Genomic DNA, 13,051 nt, shown 5'->3' with positions numbered 1-13,051 from the left:
CGCTCATTCCCCGGCGACGGGGACGCCGTCCGCCGCGGAGATGTCGCGCACGGCGACGACCTCGTCGCCGGAGCTGCGCTCGCGCCCTGCGGCCGCCCTCTCACGGATCGCGGCGGTCTCCCTGTCGTACTCGACGAGCTTGCGCAGCGCGTTCGCCGTGCCCGCCCGCAGGTGACGCTGGACGCGCAGGCGCAGGGTGGCCGTGTCCCGCGCCGCGAACGACTCGAAGATGCGCGCATGGTCCTCGGCCATCGCCAGGAGGTCGTCATGCTCCCGGAACAGCAGCAGGAGCCGCCCGCGCATCATCCCGAGGATCTCGTTGACCGTCGCGTTCTCGGCGAGCTCTGCCATGATCAGGTGGAACTCCGCCCCCGCCGTGTGCGCCGCCGCAGCGTCGCCGATGCCCGCGGCCGCGAACTCGCGGTCCAGCGCCGCCTCGACCTTGGCCAGGCCGTCGGAATCGTGACGCAGGGCGGCGATCTCGAACACGAGGACCTCGAGCACGTCCCGCACCTGCGCGATGTCGCGCACATCCGCTTCGGTGAACTGCCGCACCACCGCCCACGATCGCGGACGGGCGGTGAGCAGTCCTTCGCTGAGCAGCTGGCGGATCGCCTCCCGCACCGGCAGCCGGCTCACCGCGAGCTCATCGGCGATGTCGCGCTCGATCAGGCGATCGCCGGAGCGGCGCTGCCCCGACAGGATCGAGTCGCGCAGCAGTCGCACCACCCTCGCCGATTCCAGTTCGACGCTCGCCGCGTTCCCCATGGGGACATTGTGGCACCGTCGCCGAATGCCGCAAGGTGCCGGGCCGAGTCCGCCGAGAAGCAGGGGCGGGGCGCCGCGCTCCCGCGACACCCCGCCCCTGCGTTCACCGTCCGGTCGGAACGCCGTGCGAATCGAGCCAGTCCAGCACCTGCTGCACCGCCTCCTGGGCCGGCAGCGCGGCGTCGACGACGAAGCCGGCCTCGTCGGGGCCCAGCGGTTCCAGGGTCTCCAGCTGCGAGTCCAGCAGCGAGGCCGGCATGAAGTGCCCGAGCCGGCGGCCGAGGCGCTCGGCGAGATCGTGCCGGGTGCCCTCCAGGTGCACGAACTCGACGCCGGGGAGCGCGAGGATGTCCCGGTAGCTGCGGCGCAGGGCCGAGCAGGTGACGATCCCGGACTCGCCCGCCGCGATCCGGGCCGAGATCCAGTCGCGGATCAGTGCGAGCCAGGGCCAGCGGTCGTCGTCGGTGAGCGGGATCCCCGCCTCCATCTTCGCGACGTTCGCCGCGGGGTGCAGATCGTCGCCCTCCTGCAGCGCCCAGCCCAGCCGCCCGGCCAGGAGCCCCGCGAGGGTGCTCTTGCCGGACCCGGACACCCCCATCACCACGAGGATCCTCGATGTCGTCTTCGTCGTCATGATCCGCTCCCCGCTCAGCCGACGAACACGCCGATGAGCATCGCGCCGGCGAGGCCGACCACAGAGATCAGGCACTCCATGACCGTCCAGGACTTGAGCGTCTGCGGGATGCTGAGGCCGAAGTACTCCTTGATGAGCCAGAACCCGGCGTCGTTGACGTGCGAGAGGAAGACGGATCCGGCGCCGATCGCGAGCACCAGCAGCGCGGAGCCGGCGGACGACAGGCCGAGGTCGTGCACGAGCGGCTGCAGGATGCCGGCGGCCGTGATCGTGGCGACCGTGGCGGATCCGGTGGCGATGCGGATCAGCACCGCGACGAGCCATGCGAAGAACAGCACGATCGGCAGGGATCCGCCGATCCCCGAGATCGCGTGGGCGATGACCGTGCCGATCGTGGAGTCGACGAGCACCTGCTTGAAACCGCCGCCGGCGCCCACGATGAGCAGGATCCCGGCGATCGCCGGAAGCGAGGACGAGACCGAGGCGCCGACCTGGCCGGCGCTCATGCCGCCGCCGCGGCCCAGCACGACCATGCCGACGAGCACGGCGATGAGCAGCGCGATCATCGGCTTGCCGAGGAAGTCGACGATGCCCTTGAACGCCGAGGTGTCGTTCGGCGCGACGATGTCGACGATCGCGGACAGCAGCATGAGGAACACCGGAAGCAGGATGCTGAACAGCGTCGCACCGAAGCTCGGGCGCTTGCGGGCCTGGACCGCCGCGGTGTCGCCGGGCTGCGCCTCGTCCTCCGCGGTCTGGAACAGCGCGGGCACCGGCACATCCACCCAGCGGGCGGCGAGACGGCCGAACAGCGGGCCGGCGATGATGACGGTGGGGATCGCGATGAGCACGCCGAAGGCGAGCGTGAGGCCGAGGTTGGCGCCGATCAGGCTGATCGCGGCGAGGGGGCCGGGGTGCGGGGGCACCAGGCCGTGCATCGCGGAGAGGCCGGCGAGCGTGGGGATCGCGATCTTGATGAGCGACACCCCGGAGCGGCGCGCGACCAGGATGATCACGGGCACGAGCAGCACGAGTCCGACCTCGAAGAACATCGGCAGGCCGATGAGGGCGCCGACGAGGCCCATCACCCAGGGCAGGGCCGCGGTGCTCGCCCGCGAGATCAGGGTGTCCACGACGCGGTCCGCCCCGCCGGAGTCGGCGAGGAGCTTGCCGTAGATCGCACCGAGGGCGATGAGCACGCCGACGCCGCCGGCGGTCGAGCCGAAGCCGTTGGAGAAGCTCGTGACCGTCTGCGTCGCGGACATGCCGGCGACGAGGCCGGTGACGATCGCGCCGATCACGAGGGAGAGGAACGGATGCAGCTTCACCCAGGTGATGAGCACCACGATCGTCGCGATGCCCACCAGGGCTGCGAGGATGAGCACCCCCTCGGGGGCGGTGGTCGTGGGCGGCACCGGGTCGGCGGCGGAGACGAGGGCTCCGGGAACGGACGCGAGCAGAGTCGACATGGCCATGAGCTTCCTTGGTCTGGCGGAGGATTTCGCCTCAGCGTACGGGATAAGTAGGACTTAATCAAGAGTCTTGCTGAAATATGCCCTGTTTCCTCGGAGACATCGGATCTTTTGCCCGACGAACGCCATAATGGGAGGCATGAGTGAGGGAACCCGCGAGGCCGCCTCCGCGCAGCACCACCGGCTGCTCGACACGATCGGCATGCGCATCGTGGAGGGCGAGCTGCCGCAGGGCACGCGACTGCTGACCGCCGACGTCGCCGCCGAGCTCGGCGTCTCCCGCTCCGCCATGCGCGAGGTGGTGCGCGTGCTCGAGACCATGGGCATGGTCGAGGTTCGGCGCCGCGCGGGCGTCGAGGTGCTGCCCGTCGAGCGCTGGAGCGCCTACGCCCCCGAGGTGCTGCGCTGGCGACTCGACGGATCCGATCGGCTGCGCGCCCTGCACGAGCTGAGCCAGCTGCGCTCCGCGATCGAGCCGCTCGCGGCCCGACTCGCCGCGACCCAGGCGGATCCCGCGCAGCGCGCCGCCCTCGTGAAGGCCGTGCTCGGCATGGTCGAGCACGGCGACCGCGCCGACGAGTCCGCCTACCTGCAGCATGACGTCGACTTCCACGCCGCCGTGCTGCGCGGCTCCCGCAACCCGTACCTCGCCGGGCTCGCCGAGGTGGTCGCGGCACTCCTGCACGGCCGGACCGCGCATGCGCTCATGCCCCGGCGGGCGGACGAGACGGCCCTGCGCCTGCACCAGGACGTCGCCGCCGCGATCACCGCCCGCGATCCCGACGCGGCGGCTGCGGCGATGGCAGCGATCGTCGCCGAGGCCGACGACGCCGTCGGGGCGATGGCCTCACCCGGCCACCGGCCCTCGGATCGCCGAGACGTCGGAGCGCCTTCTTCATCGGGCTGATAGCCGCTCGCCAGCGCCCGCCTACCCGCGGGCGCGCATAATCGAGCCATGACCAGAGCGACCGGCACCACGCAGCACCGCGCGGCGAGCGCGCTGCCGCGACTGCTCGCCGCCCCGGTCCGGGGCGTGCGCCGGGTGCGCCGGCCCGCGACGTCGGCCGCGCCGGCCTTCGACGTCGCCTACGTGCGCAGCGGCCCGCACGCGGACGTCCCGATCGTCGTGATCCCCGGCGGCCCCGGGCTGGGCTCCGTGCTCCCCTACCGCCGCTTCCGGCGCGAGGCCGCGCAGCGCGGCCTCGACGTCATCATGATGGAGCACCGCGGCGTCGGGCTCTCCCGGGCCGACCTGGACGGGCGCAGCCTGCCGCTGTCGGCGATGCACGTCGTCGACGTCGTCGACGACCTGGCGGCGGTGCTGGATCAGGAGGGCGTCTCCCGCGCCTTCCTCAGCGGCTCCTCCTACGGCAGCTACGTGGCCGCGGCCTTCGGGGCGCGCCATCCGGAGCGTGTCGCCGGCATGCTCCTCGACTCGGCCCTGCAGTCCGTCGCGGATCGCGACGCCGAGCGGGCGATGATCCGCGGCCTGTTCGTCGAGGCGGACACGCGGATCGCCGCCTCGGTGCGCGAGCTGCTCGAGGACGGATCGGATCCGCGCCTCCTGCTCGGGGTGCTCCGGGCGGCCTACGAGCTCGGCGGCACCGAACTGCTCGAGCCCCTGCTGCGGCAGCGGCTCCACGGGGCGCATCGGACGGGCCGCGGCGACCGCGCGGGCCGGGGCGGCTCGGGGCACGCCTCGGTGTGGGCGGCGCTGGAGGCGTACGTCGACAAGGCGGAATCGGAGGCCCACGTGCCCGGGTTCTACGAGTTCGACCTCGTCGGTGCGATCGCCTTCCGCGAGCTCGGCTTCGGCCCGGATCCAGACGGCTCCGCCCTCGACCCCTCACTCACCTACGCACCCGTGGCGGATCGCTTCCCGCGCTTCGCCGGTGAGCCGTTCGACCTGCCGTCCGCGGCCGCGGGCTTCGACTGGCCGACGGTGCTGCTCAGCGGCACCCGCGACCTGCGCACACCGGCCGCGGTCGCGCAGCGCGTCGCCGAGACGGCGCCCGACACGGTGCTCGTCGAGATCGACAACGGGCACAGCGCACTGGAGTCCCACCCGCTCGCGCTGCTGCACGCACTGCAGCGCCTGAGCCGCGGCGAACAGCGCCGGCTCCCCGACGAGAGCGCGCTGATGAACGCCCTGCCCCGGCGCGGGCTGGTGGCGGGACTGCCCCGGCTGCTCCACGCGGGCACCCGCTGGGAGGCCGCGCTGCGCTCGTGACCCGATCCGGCGGGGCCGGAATGGATCCCAGGTCCATTCGGTTGCATACAACGTGCCCGCATCCCGCTCCGACCTGCCCTCCGCCGACACCGCGATGGGCGCGGTGACGCTGCTCGTCGCCGACCTCGACGCCATGACCGCCTACTACCGCGACGCCGTGACGCTGCGCGTGCTCTCGGCCGACGGCGACCGGGTCGTGCTGGGCCGCGGCACGACGCCGGTGGTGATCCTGGAGCACAGCCCCGCCCTGAAGCACGCGGCACCGCGTTCGGCCGGGCTGTTCCACACCGCGATCCTCTTCGAATCGCCGCGGGCCCTCGCCGCCGCGCTGTACTCGGTCGCCCGGCGTGCGCCTGGCACGTTCACCGGCAGCGCCGACCATCTCGTGAGCCAGGCGTTCTACTTCACCGACCCCGAGGGCAACGGCGTCGAGCTGTACTGGGATCGCGACCGCACGCAGTGGAGCTGGACGCACGGCCAGGTCGAGATGGACACGCTGTACCTGGATCCGAACGGCTTCCTCGACGAGCACCTCACCGAGGAGGCGACCGCGGATCCGGTGATCGGCGGCGCGGTCGTCGGGCACGTGCACCTCTCGGTGGGCGACGTCGAGTCCGCCCGCGAGTTCTACGTGCAGCGCCTCGGGTTCGAGACCACGGCGGAGCTCGGCGGATCCGCCCTGTTCGTCAGCGCCGGCGGCTACCACCACCACATGGCGATGAACACCTGGAACAGCGCGGGCGCCTCACGGCGCACCCCGGCACTGGGGCTCGGCCGCGTCGAGATCATGCTCCCCGACGCGGACGACATCGGATCCGCCGCAGAGCGCATGGAGCACTACGGCGTCGCGATGCGCGACGACGGCCGTTCGCTCGCGTTCGAAGACCCCTGGGCGAACGAGATCCGGCTCACGACCCCGGGCTGACCCGCCGCCGGGGGCGATCGCCCCGGATCACCCGTCGAGGCGCACCGCCGAGATCGCCCCGTCCGGCCACGTCACGCACACCGTGACCGCGTCGTCCGATGCGGGCACGATCGCCGCGCTCGGAACGGGGTCCTCCCCGCGCCCCAGGCGCACCGCCGCAAGGACGACGTCGCCCTCGGCGACCCCTGCCACGTCCACGCGGGGAACGGTGACGACCTCCCCGATCGGCGAGGTGCCGGTCTCGACGTGCACCGACGCGGCCGACCGCGCGATCGTCGAATCGTCTCCGGCGGAGGGCAGGATCCGCAGCTCCGAGCGCAGGCCGTCGAGCTCGGCCGCCACCGCTCCCGCCTCGATCTCCGCCGTCGCGGCGGTCGCCCCGGCCAGCGGCCACCCGCTCAGCCGCAGCGGGACCGGCTGCGCGGACGCCCCGCTGCGGGCGAGACGCCGGGTCGCACGCACCTCCCAGGAGCCGCGCACGACGCTCGCGGTCGCGAGGAGGGGGCCGTCGGTGACGAGGCCCGCGCGTCCCGCCCCGTGGTCGTACGCCGGCCCGCCGACGCTCGAGTCCACCCAGTGCGCGTCGGCCACGGAAACGGCGTAGGCCGCCGTCCCGTCGTCGCCGATCGGCCCGCGCGCGAAACCCGTGCGGTGCGTCGAACGTCCCGCCGCATCGAGCGCCCCCACCATGCTGTCGGCCGGGTCGTCGATCGTCGCCCCGGTCAGCGGCGGGAGCGTCGCGCTGGAGTACCCGAACCGGCCGTAGAGTGCCGAGTCGCCCGTGCGATCGCCCTCGAGGGCGTGGTCGGAGCCGTGGTTGATCACCCGCACGATGCCGTCCGAGACCGTGCCGCTGACGATCCAGCCCGCCGCCCGGATCACCCGGCGCACGTCGCCCTGCTCGATCGGCAGCGGCTCCTCGACCGCGGTCCAGACCGGGTGGTCGGCCGGGAGCAGCAGCCCGAGGAAGCCCTTCGACGCCCAGTAGGGCGATCCCGCGCCGGAGTAGCTCTGCGCCATCGCCGGCCATTCGCCGAACAGGCCCATCGTGAGAAGCCCCCGCTCGCCGATCGCCCGGCGTTCGACGAAGGCGCGCAGCTCGCCCGAGGCGGCGCGGCGCAGCAGGCCCGGAGACTGCCGCGCGGCGCCCGACAGAGCGCCCATCCACAGCGGCGCCGCGGTCGCGAACCGGTAGATGAGGCTGCGCCCCTGCAGCACCGGCATGCCGTCCGCCCCGATGAGCGCGACGTAGTCGTCGAGGAAATCGGCCAGCCGGGAGCGGAACACCGGCGCGAGGGCTCCGGATCCGAACGCGGCCGAACCCTCGGATCCGGCCCAGAGCAGCGGGTAGAGGTGCATCGCCCAGCCGCAGTAGTAGTCGTAGTTGCGCAGAGCACCGTCGGCCCACCAGCCGTCGGTCTGGAAGTAGTCCTCGATGCGGGCGAGATCGGCCGCGATCCGGTCGGGATCGTGCGGCCCGCCGACCGAGGCGAGGAACGTCTCGACCGTGATCCGGAACCACAGCCAGTTGTTGTCGGGGTACCCGCGCACCGGATTCAGCGCGAGCCAGTCCACGATGCGCTGCTGCGCCGCCGCGTCGAGGGCGTCCCACAGCCAGGCGCGCGTGAGCTGCAGCCCGAGGGCGATGGAGGCCGCCTCGACCTGGGCCTGCGGCTGCGCGGCGGGCAGGATCCACCGCTCCGGATTCGCCGGATCCGTGCCGGCGACGAGTCCGTCCCGGTACCAGTCCAGGAAGCCGTGCGGGTCGGTGCCGCGCTCGCCGGCGAACCGGAAGGCGAACAGCAGGAACGATCGCGCGAAGCCCTCGAGGCCATCGCTGTCGGCGCCGCTGCTGCTGGTCGGGCCGGGCAGCCGCACCTGACTGCGCGTCGGCGTGAAGTACGGCCGCAGCGACAGCAGCAGATGGTCGGCCACCCCCGCCCAGTGCGCGCGGGTCCAGCCGGTGTGCGGCGACAGGACGCGGTCCTCCGGGGGCAGCACGGGACGGGCGGGGTCGAAGTCGGTCACCCGCTCAGGGTATACGCTTTCCCACGCACCACGGCAGGCGAGAGAACGGATCCGAATGCCCGACGTCCACCGTCCTGAAGCGCTCGTCGTCATGTCCCGAGAGGCGTTCGGCAACCAGTTCGGCGAAGAGCAACTCTCCCGGCTGCGCACGCTGGCCCGCGTGCCGGAACCGCTCTTCGTCGAGGATCTGGACGACCCGGCGCTCGGCGAGCGCCTCGCCGGCGTCGAGGTGCTGCTCACCGGCTGGGGAGCCCCGCAGCTCACCGCGGGTCGCCTGGATCGGATGCCGCGGCTGCGGGCGATGCTGCACAGCGCGGGATCCGTCCGCCCGCACGTCACAGAGGAGCTCTGGCGCCGCGGAGTCCGCGTCGCGGCGGTCGCCGAGGTGAACGCGGCGCCGGTCGCGGAGTTCACGCTGGCCGCGATCGTCCTCGCCGGGAAGAAGGCGCCCTTCCTCGCCGCGGGCGGGGATCCCCGACGAGACGGGGACGCCGCGCTGACGCGCTTCGGCGGGCTCGGCAACTTCGGCGTGACGATCGGCGTCGTCGGCTTCAGCCGCATCGGGCGCCGCGTCGTCGCACTGGCGCAGCAGCTCAGCGCGGTCACGGTGCTCGTGGCCGATCCGTTCGCGGACCCGGACGAGGTGCGCGCCGCCGGCGGTCGCCCCGTCCCGCTGGAGGAACTCCTCCCCCGCGTGGACGTGCTCTCCCTGCACGCCCCCGAGCTCCCCTCGACCCGGCACATGATCTCCGCCCGCGAGCTGTCCGCGCTGCCCGACCACGCCACCGTGATCAACACCGCCCGCGGCAGCCTCATCGACACGGAGGCGCTGGTGCGCGAGTGCGCCGCCGGCCGCCTCAATGCGATCCTCGACGTGACCGATCCCGAGCCGCTGCCCGAGGACTCGGGGCTGTACGGCCTGCCGAACGTCATGGTCACCCCGCACCTGGCCGGCTCCCTCGGCAATGAGCTGCATCGGCTGACCGAGGCGGCCCTCGACGAGCTGGAGCGCTTCGCCGCGGGGCGGCCGCTGCACGAGGAGATCACGGCCGAGAGCCTGCGCCTGAGCGCCTGAGCGCCTGAGCGCCTGAGCGCCTGAGCGGCTGCGCGCCTGTGCGGCTGCTCAGCCGCGCCGGGCGTCCGCCCGCGGGTGCACGAAACCGGAGAGCGCGCCCAGCGTCGCGCCGACGAGCGTGTCCACCACCCGCTCCGCGATGAGGGCGCCGGGCGTGCCGGCACCGCCCGCGGGCGAGGTGGAGACGATCAGCAGCAGCACGAGCGGTGTGATGAACACGAGGGCGAGCGCGTAGTTGCGGATCACGAAGAGCTCGGCGCCGAACTGCAGCGCGCCGAACAGGACGGGCAGCGCGAACCCGGGAAGCGGCAGCGCGGCGAGGGCGGCGAAGAGGCCCGCTCCCACCACGGTGCCGACCAGGCGCTGGCTTCCGCGGATGAACGCCACCCGGCGCCCCGCGTTCACGCCGATCACCGCCACCCCGGCGCACACCGCCCAGTAGGCGCGCTCCGCGTCCACGAGCAGCAGGCTGAGCAGCGTTCCGATCGCCGCGACCACGATCACGCGCACGAGCAGCGCGCGCGAGTCGGGCCCCAGGGCGAAGCTCCCCTCGATCGGCTGCCCGATCCGCTCGGACCCCGGTCGTGCGACGCGCCGCACCAGCACGAAGACCACGGCCGTGGCGCAGGTGATCGCGACGCCGGTCGTCAGGGCGATGAGGAACAGCAGCGGATCCGCGTGCCTGCGGCCGTCGACGACCGCGGTCACGTGCGTGGCGATGCCGTAGGCGAGCACGAAGAACACGGGCCCCGGGGCTCCGAGCCGGAAGCCGAAGTGCAGCACGGAGATCACGAGCGTCACCACGACCAGTCCGATCGCCGCGAGAAGCGGGACGGGGGCGAGGGCGACGCCCGCCGCGGCGCAGGCCACCAGCGCCAGCCCGAGGACGGGGAGCGCACGGGCCCTCGTCGCCGGCGCCACCGCGGTGAGGTAGGTCGCCACGAAGGCGCCGCCCGCGGCCTGCAGACCGAGATCGCCGCGGCCGAGAGCGGTGAAGAGCCCGAGGGGGAGGAACATCGAGAGCGCCGCCTGCAGCGCGATCGACCAGCGCGGCGAGGGGGCCGGCGCGAGCGTCACGAGGCTTCGGAACCAGACCCGGAGGTGACCTTCTTCGGGGAGCGCCTCGTCCTCGCTCATCCGGTCGGGGCCCTCCGAGGGCGCCGCCGATCCTCCCGAAGTCACACAGGACACGGTACTGGACCGGATCGGCCCGCGCCCGACCGTCGTCGATCCGGAGCCGTTCCGCGCGGACGGACGCCGGGCCTGGACGCACGGCTCGTGCAGGCGCATGCTGGAGCCATGACCGGCTTCCAGACCACGCACGCGTTCAGCGGCTTCAGCGTCGACGACATCGACGCCGCCCGCGCCTTCTACGGCGACACCCTCGGTCTGGAGGTGACGACCAACGCGATGGGCTTCCTCGACATCCGGCTGCCGCAGGGCGGATCCATCCTGGTCTACGCCAAGCCGAACCACACGCCCGCGAGCTTCACGATCCTGAACTTCCCCGTCGATGACGTCGAGGCGGCCGTGGACGACCTCAACGCCCGGGGCGTGGTCACCAAGATCTACACGGATCCGGATTTCGGCACCGACGCGAAGGGCATCGCCCACGGCGCCCCCGGCCGCGGCCCGGACATCGCCTGGTTCACCGACCCGGCCGGCAACGTGCTGTCGGTGCTCGCCGCCGGCTGACGCCGCCTCGTCTTGACTTCGAGTGCACTCGAAGTCGTAGCGTGGGGCTCATGCCGGAAACCATCACGACGCGCTCGATCTCCGAGGCCGCGCACGAGCTCGGGCTGACGGCGCACACCCTGCGCTACTACGAGCGCGAGGGGCTCCTGCTGACGCCCCTCGACCGCGTGTCATCCGATCGCCGCCGATACACCGACGGCGACATCGCCTGGCTCGGGTTCCTCCGCAAACTCCGCTCCACCGCCATGCCGATCGCGACACTGCGCCGCTACGTCGAGCTCGCCCGTGCCGGCGACGGCACGAGCGCGGCCCGGCTCGATCTGCTGCGCGAGCACCGTGAGACGGTGCTGGCCCGGCGAGCGGAGCTGGACGACGCCCTCGGCGCCATCGACCTCAAGATCGCCCTCTACTCCGAAAGGCTCTCATGAAGCACGCGACACTCGGCACCCTCTCCGTCGGCCGGCTCGGCCTCGGCTGCATGGGGATGTCGGCCTTCTACTCCGGCGCGAACACGGACGAGGCCGAGTCCATCCGCACCATCCACCGGGCGCTCGACCTCGGCGTCACCATGCTCGACACGGCGGAGATGTACGGCCCGCACACGAACGAGGTTCTCGTCGGCCGTGCGCTCGCAGGCCGGCGCGACGGCGTCGTCATCGCCACGAAGTTCGGCATCCTCGCGGGGGCGGACGGCGGCCGACGGCTCGACGGCCGCCCGGAGAACGTGCGCCGCTCGGTCGAGGGATCGCTGCAGCGCCTCGGCACCGACCGGATCGATCTCTACTATCAGCACCGGATGGATCCGCAGACGCCGATCGAGGAGACCGTGGGGGCTCTGGCCGAGCTCGTCGCCGAGGGGAAGATCCTGCACTACGGGCTCTCCGAAGCCGGAGAGGAGACGCTCCGCCGTGCGCACGCGGTGCACCCGGTCACCGCGCTGGAGACCGAGTACTCGCTGTGGACCCGGGAGCCCGCCGAGCAGCTGCTGCCGGTGCTCCGCGAGCTGGGCATCGGCCTCGTGCCGTACTCGCCGCTCGGGCGGGGGTTCCTCACCGGTGCGATCCGCTCCGCCGACGCCCTGGACGCGGGCGACTTCCGCCGGAGCAACCCGCGCTTCTCCGGAGAGAACCTCGAGGCCAACCTGCGGATCGTCGAGGCCGTCGAAGGGGTGGCCGCCGAGCTCGATGCGACGCCTGCCCAGGTCGCCCTCGCCTGGGTGCTCGCCCAGGGCGACGACATCGCGCCGATCCCCGGGACGAAGCGCGTCTCCCGCCTCGAGGAGAACGTCGCGGCGGACGCGCTCGTGCTCACCCCGGAGCAGATCACGGCACTCGGGGCGCTTCCGTCCGCCGCGGGCGACCGCTACGCCGACATGTCGAGCATCGGACGCTGAGCGCCGGGCGCCGGTTCGCCGTCAGCCGGCGAACCGGCGCTGCACCTCGGCGTAGGGCAGGGCTCCGTCGAGGAAGCCGAGCGTGCCGGTGTCGAGCAGCTCACGCCCCGCGCGTTCCAGGGCGGTGAGGGCGGCGCGGGCGAGGCTGCCGCCCAGGCTCACCCGCCGGACGCCGAGGGCGAAGAGCTGCGACACCGGGACGACGTGCGCGGCGAGTCCCGCCACGATGTTGAGCGGGACGGGGATCTCCGCGGCCAGACGGCCGATGGTCCCCTCGTCGTTCACCCCGGGCACGAACACGCAGTCTGCGCCCGCCTCGACGAAGCGCTGCGCCCGGGCGACGGTCTCGGCGAACGGGTCGTGGACGCCCGGCACGAAGTAGGCGTCGGTGCGGGCGTTGAGCACGAACGCGCCCCGGGGCGCCGCGTCCCGCGCCGCGGCGATCCGGTCGGCCGCCTCGTCGATCCCGAACAGCGCTCCTCCCGCGGCATCCTCGAGGTTGGCGCCGACCACTCCGGCGCCGCGAGCCAGGGCGACGGTGCGGCCCACCTGCTCCGGGGTGTCCCCGTAGCCCGCCTCGAGGTCGGCCGACACGGGCAGGTCGACCGCCGCGGCGATCGCGGCCGTGTGGGCGAGCATCGTGTCGAGGTCGAGCGCTCCCCCGTCCGGGATGCCGAGCGACCAGGCGATTCCCGCGCTGGTGGTCGCGATCGCAGCGAAGCCGAGCTGGGCGAGGATCCGCGCGGATCCCGGATCCCAGGCGTTCGGCAGCACGAAGCCGTCGCCGTGGTGGAGGGCGAGGAACGCGGATGCCCGGTCTTCGGTCATGAG

General features: G+C 73.0%; 13 protein-coding genes. 7 read left to right on the top strand and 6 right to left on the bottom strand.

Features of this window, described 5'->3' with window-relative positions:
• Positions 1-3: 3 nt before the first annotated feature.
• The 3 genes from WFJ17_RS10015 to WFJ17_RS10005 all read right to left on the bottom strand — a co-directional run bounded on the left by WFJ17_RS10015 (position 4) and on the right by WFJ17_RS10005 (position 2,877).
• The gene (locus tag WFJ17_RS10015) at positions 4-768 is read right to left on the bottom strand and encodes a GntR family transcriptional regulator (RefSeq protein WP_336648312.1); all 765 of its coding nucleotides are present in this window, start codon (positions 766-768) and stop codon (positions 4-6) included.
• Positions 769-871: 103 nt separating this feature from the next.
• A complete protein-coding gene (locus tag WFJ17_RS10010) occupies positions 872-1,402 on the bottom strand; it encodes a gluconokinase (protein WP_251439184.1) in 531 nt (176 codons plus the stop codon).
• A 14-nt stretch (positions 1,403-1,416) separates the two neighbouring features.
• A complete protein-coding gene (locus tag WFJ17_RS10005) occupies positions 1,417-2,877 on the bottom strand; it encodes a GntP family permease (RefSeq protein WP_251439187.1) in 1,461 nt (486 codons plus the stop codon).
• Between the two features lie 136 nt (positions 2,878-3,013).
• On the opposite strand from WFJ17_RS10005, the gene WFJ17_RS10000 reads away from it, so the two are divergent.
• The 3 genes from WFJ17_RS10000 to WFJ17_RS09990 all read left to right on the top strand — a co-directional run bounded on the left by WFJ17_RS10000 (position 3,014) and on the right by WFJ17_RS09990 (position 6,029).
• Positions 3,014-3,781 (top strand): FadR/GntR family transcriptional regulator, encoded by a 768-nt coding sequence (locus WFJ17_RS10000; RefSeq protein ID WP_336648311.1) that lies wholly within the window; start codon positions 3,014-3,016, stop codon positions 3,779-3,781.
• 48 nt (positions 3,782-3,829) lie between these two features.
• The gene (locus WFJ17_RS09995) at positions 3,830-5,104 is read left to right on the top strand and encodes an alpha/beta fold hydrolase (protein WP_336648310.1); all 1,275 of its coding nucleotides are present in this window, start codon (positions 3,830-3,832) and stop codon (positions 5,102-5,104) included.
• Positions 5,105-5,198: 94 nt separating this feature from the next.
• Positions 5,199-6,029 carry a VOC family protein gene (locus tag WFJ17_RS09990; protein WP_336648603.1) on the top strand — a complete coding sequence of 277 codons (831 nt, stop codon included), beginning with the start codon at positions 5,199-5,201 and terminating at the stop codon, positions 6,027-6,029.
• A 27-nt stretch (positions 6,030-6,056) separates the two neighbouring features.
• Here WFJ17_RS09990 and WFJ17_RS09985 read toward each other — a convergent pair whose 3' ends face one another.
• Entirely contained in the window at positions 6,057-8,057 is a 2,001-nt protein-coding gene (locus tag WFJ17_RS09985; protein WP_336648309.1) for a DUF2264 domain-containing protein, read from the bottom strand.
• Positions 8,058-8,112: 55 nt separating this feature from the next.
• Between WFJ17_RS09985 and WFJ17_RS09980 the strand changes: the two genes are divergently transcribed.
• Positions 8,113-9,132: a hydroxyacid dehydrogenase gene (locus WFJ17_RS09980; RefSeq protein ID WP_336648308.1), complete on the top strand. Its 1,020-nt coding sequence runs from the start codon at positions 8,113-8,115 to the stop codon at positions 9,130-9,132.
• Between the two features lie 48 nt (positions 9,133-9,180).
• Here WFJ17_RS09980 and WFJ17_RS09975 read toward each other — a convergent pair whose 3' ends face one another.
• Positions 9,181-10,314, bottom strand: coding sequence for an FUSC family protein (locus WFJ17_RS09975; protein ID WP_336648307.1), 1,134 nt, complete (start codon positions 10,312-10,314; stop codon positions 9,181-9,183).
• 117 nt (positions 10,315-10,431) lie between these two features.
• On the opposite strand from WFJ17_RS09975, the gene WFJ17_RS09970 reads away from it, so the two are divergent.
• From WFJ17_RS09970 to WFJ17_RS09960, 3 genes are read left to right on the top strand one after another with little or no spacing between them, the layout of a single operon-like run.
• The gene (locus tag WFJ17_RS09970; protein ID WP_251439200.1) at positions 10,432-10,827 is read left to right on the top strand and encodes a VOC family protein; all 396 of its coding nucleotides are present in this window, start codon (positions 10,432-10,434) and stop codon (positions 10,825-10,827) included.
• Between the two features lie 50 nt (positions 10,828-10,877).
• Positions 10,878-11,255 (top strand): MerR family transcriptional regulator, encoded by a 378-nt coding sequence (locus WFJ17_RS09965; RefSeq protein WP_251439202.1) that lies wholly within the window; start codon positions 10,878-10,880, stop codon positions 11,253-11,255.
• A complete protein-coding gene (locus tag WFJ17_RS09960; RefSeq protein WP_251439204.1) occupies positions 11,252-12,220 on the top strand; it encodes an aldo/keto reductase in 969 nt (322 codons plus the stop codon). Before WFJ17_RS09965 ends, WFJ17_RS09960 begins: the two co-directional genes overlap by 4 nt.
• A gap of 21 nt (positions 12,221-12,241) precedes the next feature.
• Here WFJ17_RS09960 and WFJ17_RS09955 read toward each other — a convergent pair whose 3' ends face one another.
• The gene (locus tag WFJ17_RS09955) at positions 12,242-13,048 is read right to left on the bottom strand and encodes an isocitrate lyase/PEP mutase family protein (protein WP_251439206.1); all 807 of its coding nucleotides are present in this window, start codon (positions 13,046-13,048) and stop codon (positions 12,242-12,244) included.
• Positions 13,049-13,051 lie beyond the last annotated feature (3 nt).

This window comes from Microbacterium sp. MMO-10 (assembly GCF_037148715.1).
In the GTDB taxonomy this organism is placed as follows: Bacteria; Actinomycetota; Actinomycetes; order Actinomycetales; family Microbacteriaceae; genus Microbacterium.
This window is presented reverse-complemented; position numbering and strand designations above follow the sequence as displayed.

Excerpts from the sequence above, each read along its gene's own strand:
- WFJ17_RS09980 (WP_336648308.1), top strand. The coding sequence starts at position 8,113 with ATGCCCGACGTCCACCGTCCTGAAGCGCTCGTCGTCATGTCCCGAGAG.
- WFJ17_RS10005 (WP_251439187.1), bottom strand. The coding sequence starts at position 2,877 with ATGGCCATGTCGACTCTGCTCGCGTCCGTTCCCGGAGCCCTCGTCTCC.
- WFJ17_RS10000 (WP_336648311.1), top strand. The coding sequence starts at position 3,014 with ATGAGTGAGGGAACCCGCGAGGCCGCCTCCGCGCAGCACCACCGGCTG.
- WFJ17_RS10015 (WP_336648312.1), bottom strand. The coding sequence starts at position 768 with ATGGGGAACGCGGCGAGCGTCGAACTGGAATCGGCGAGGGTGGTGCGA.
- WFJ17_RS09990 (WP_336648603.1), top strand. The coding sequence starts at position 5,199 with ATGGGCGCGGTGACGCTGCTCGTCGCCGACCTCGACGCCATGACCGCC.
- WFJ17_RS10010 (WP_251439184.1), bottom strand. The coding sequence starts at position 1,402 with ATGACGACGAAGACGACATCGAGGATCCTCGTGGTGATGGGGGTGTCC.
- WFJ17_RS09970 (WP_251439200.1), top strand. The coding sequence starts at position 10,432 with ATGACCGGCTTCCAGACCACGCACGCGTTCAGCGGCTTCAGCGTCGAC.
- WFJ17_RS09965 (WP_251439202.1), top strand. The coding sequence starts at position 10,878 with ATGCCGGAAACCATCACGACGCGCTCGATCTCCGAGGCCGCGCACGAG.
- WFJ17_RS09955 (WP_251439206.1), bottom strand. The coding sequence starts at position 13,048 with ATGACCGAAGACCGGGCATCCGCGTTCCTCGCCCTCCACCACGGCGAC.
- WFJ17_RS09995 (WP_336648310.1), top strand. The coding sequence starts at position 3,830 with ATGACCAGAGCGACCGGCACCACGCAGCACCGCGCGGCGAGCGCGCTG.
- WFJ17_RS09960 (WP_251439204.1), top strand. The coding sequence starts at position 11,252 with ATGAAGCACGCGACACTCGGCACCCTCTCCGTCGGCCGGCTCGGCCTC.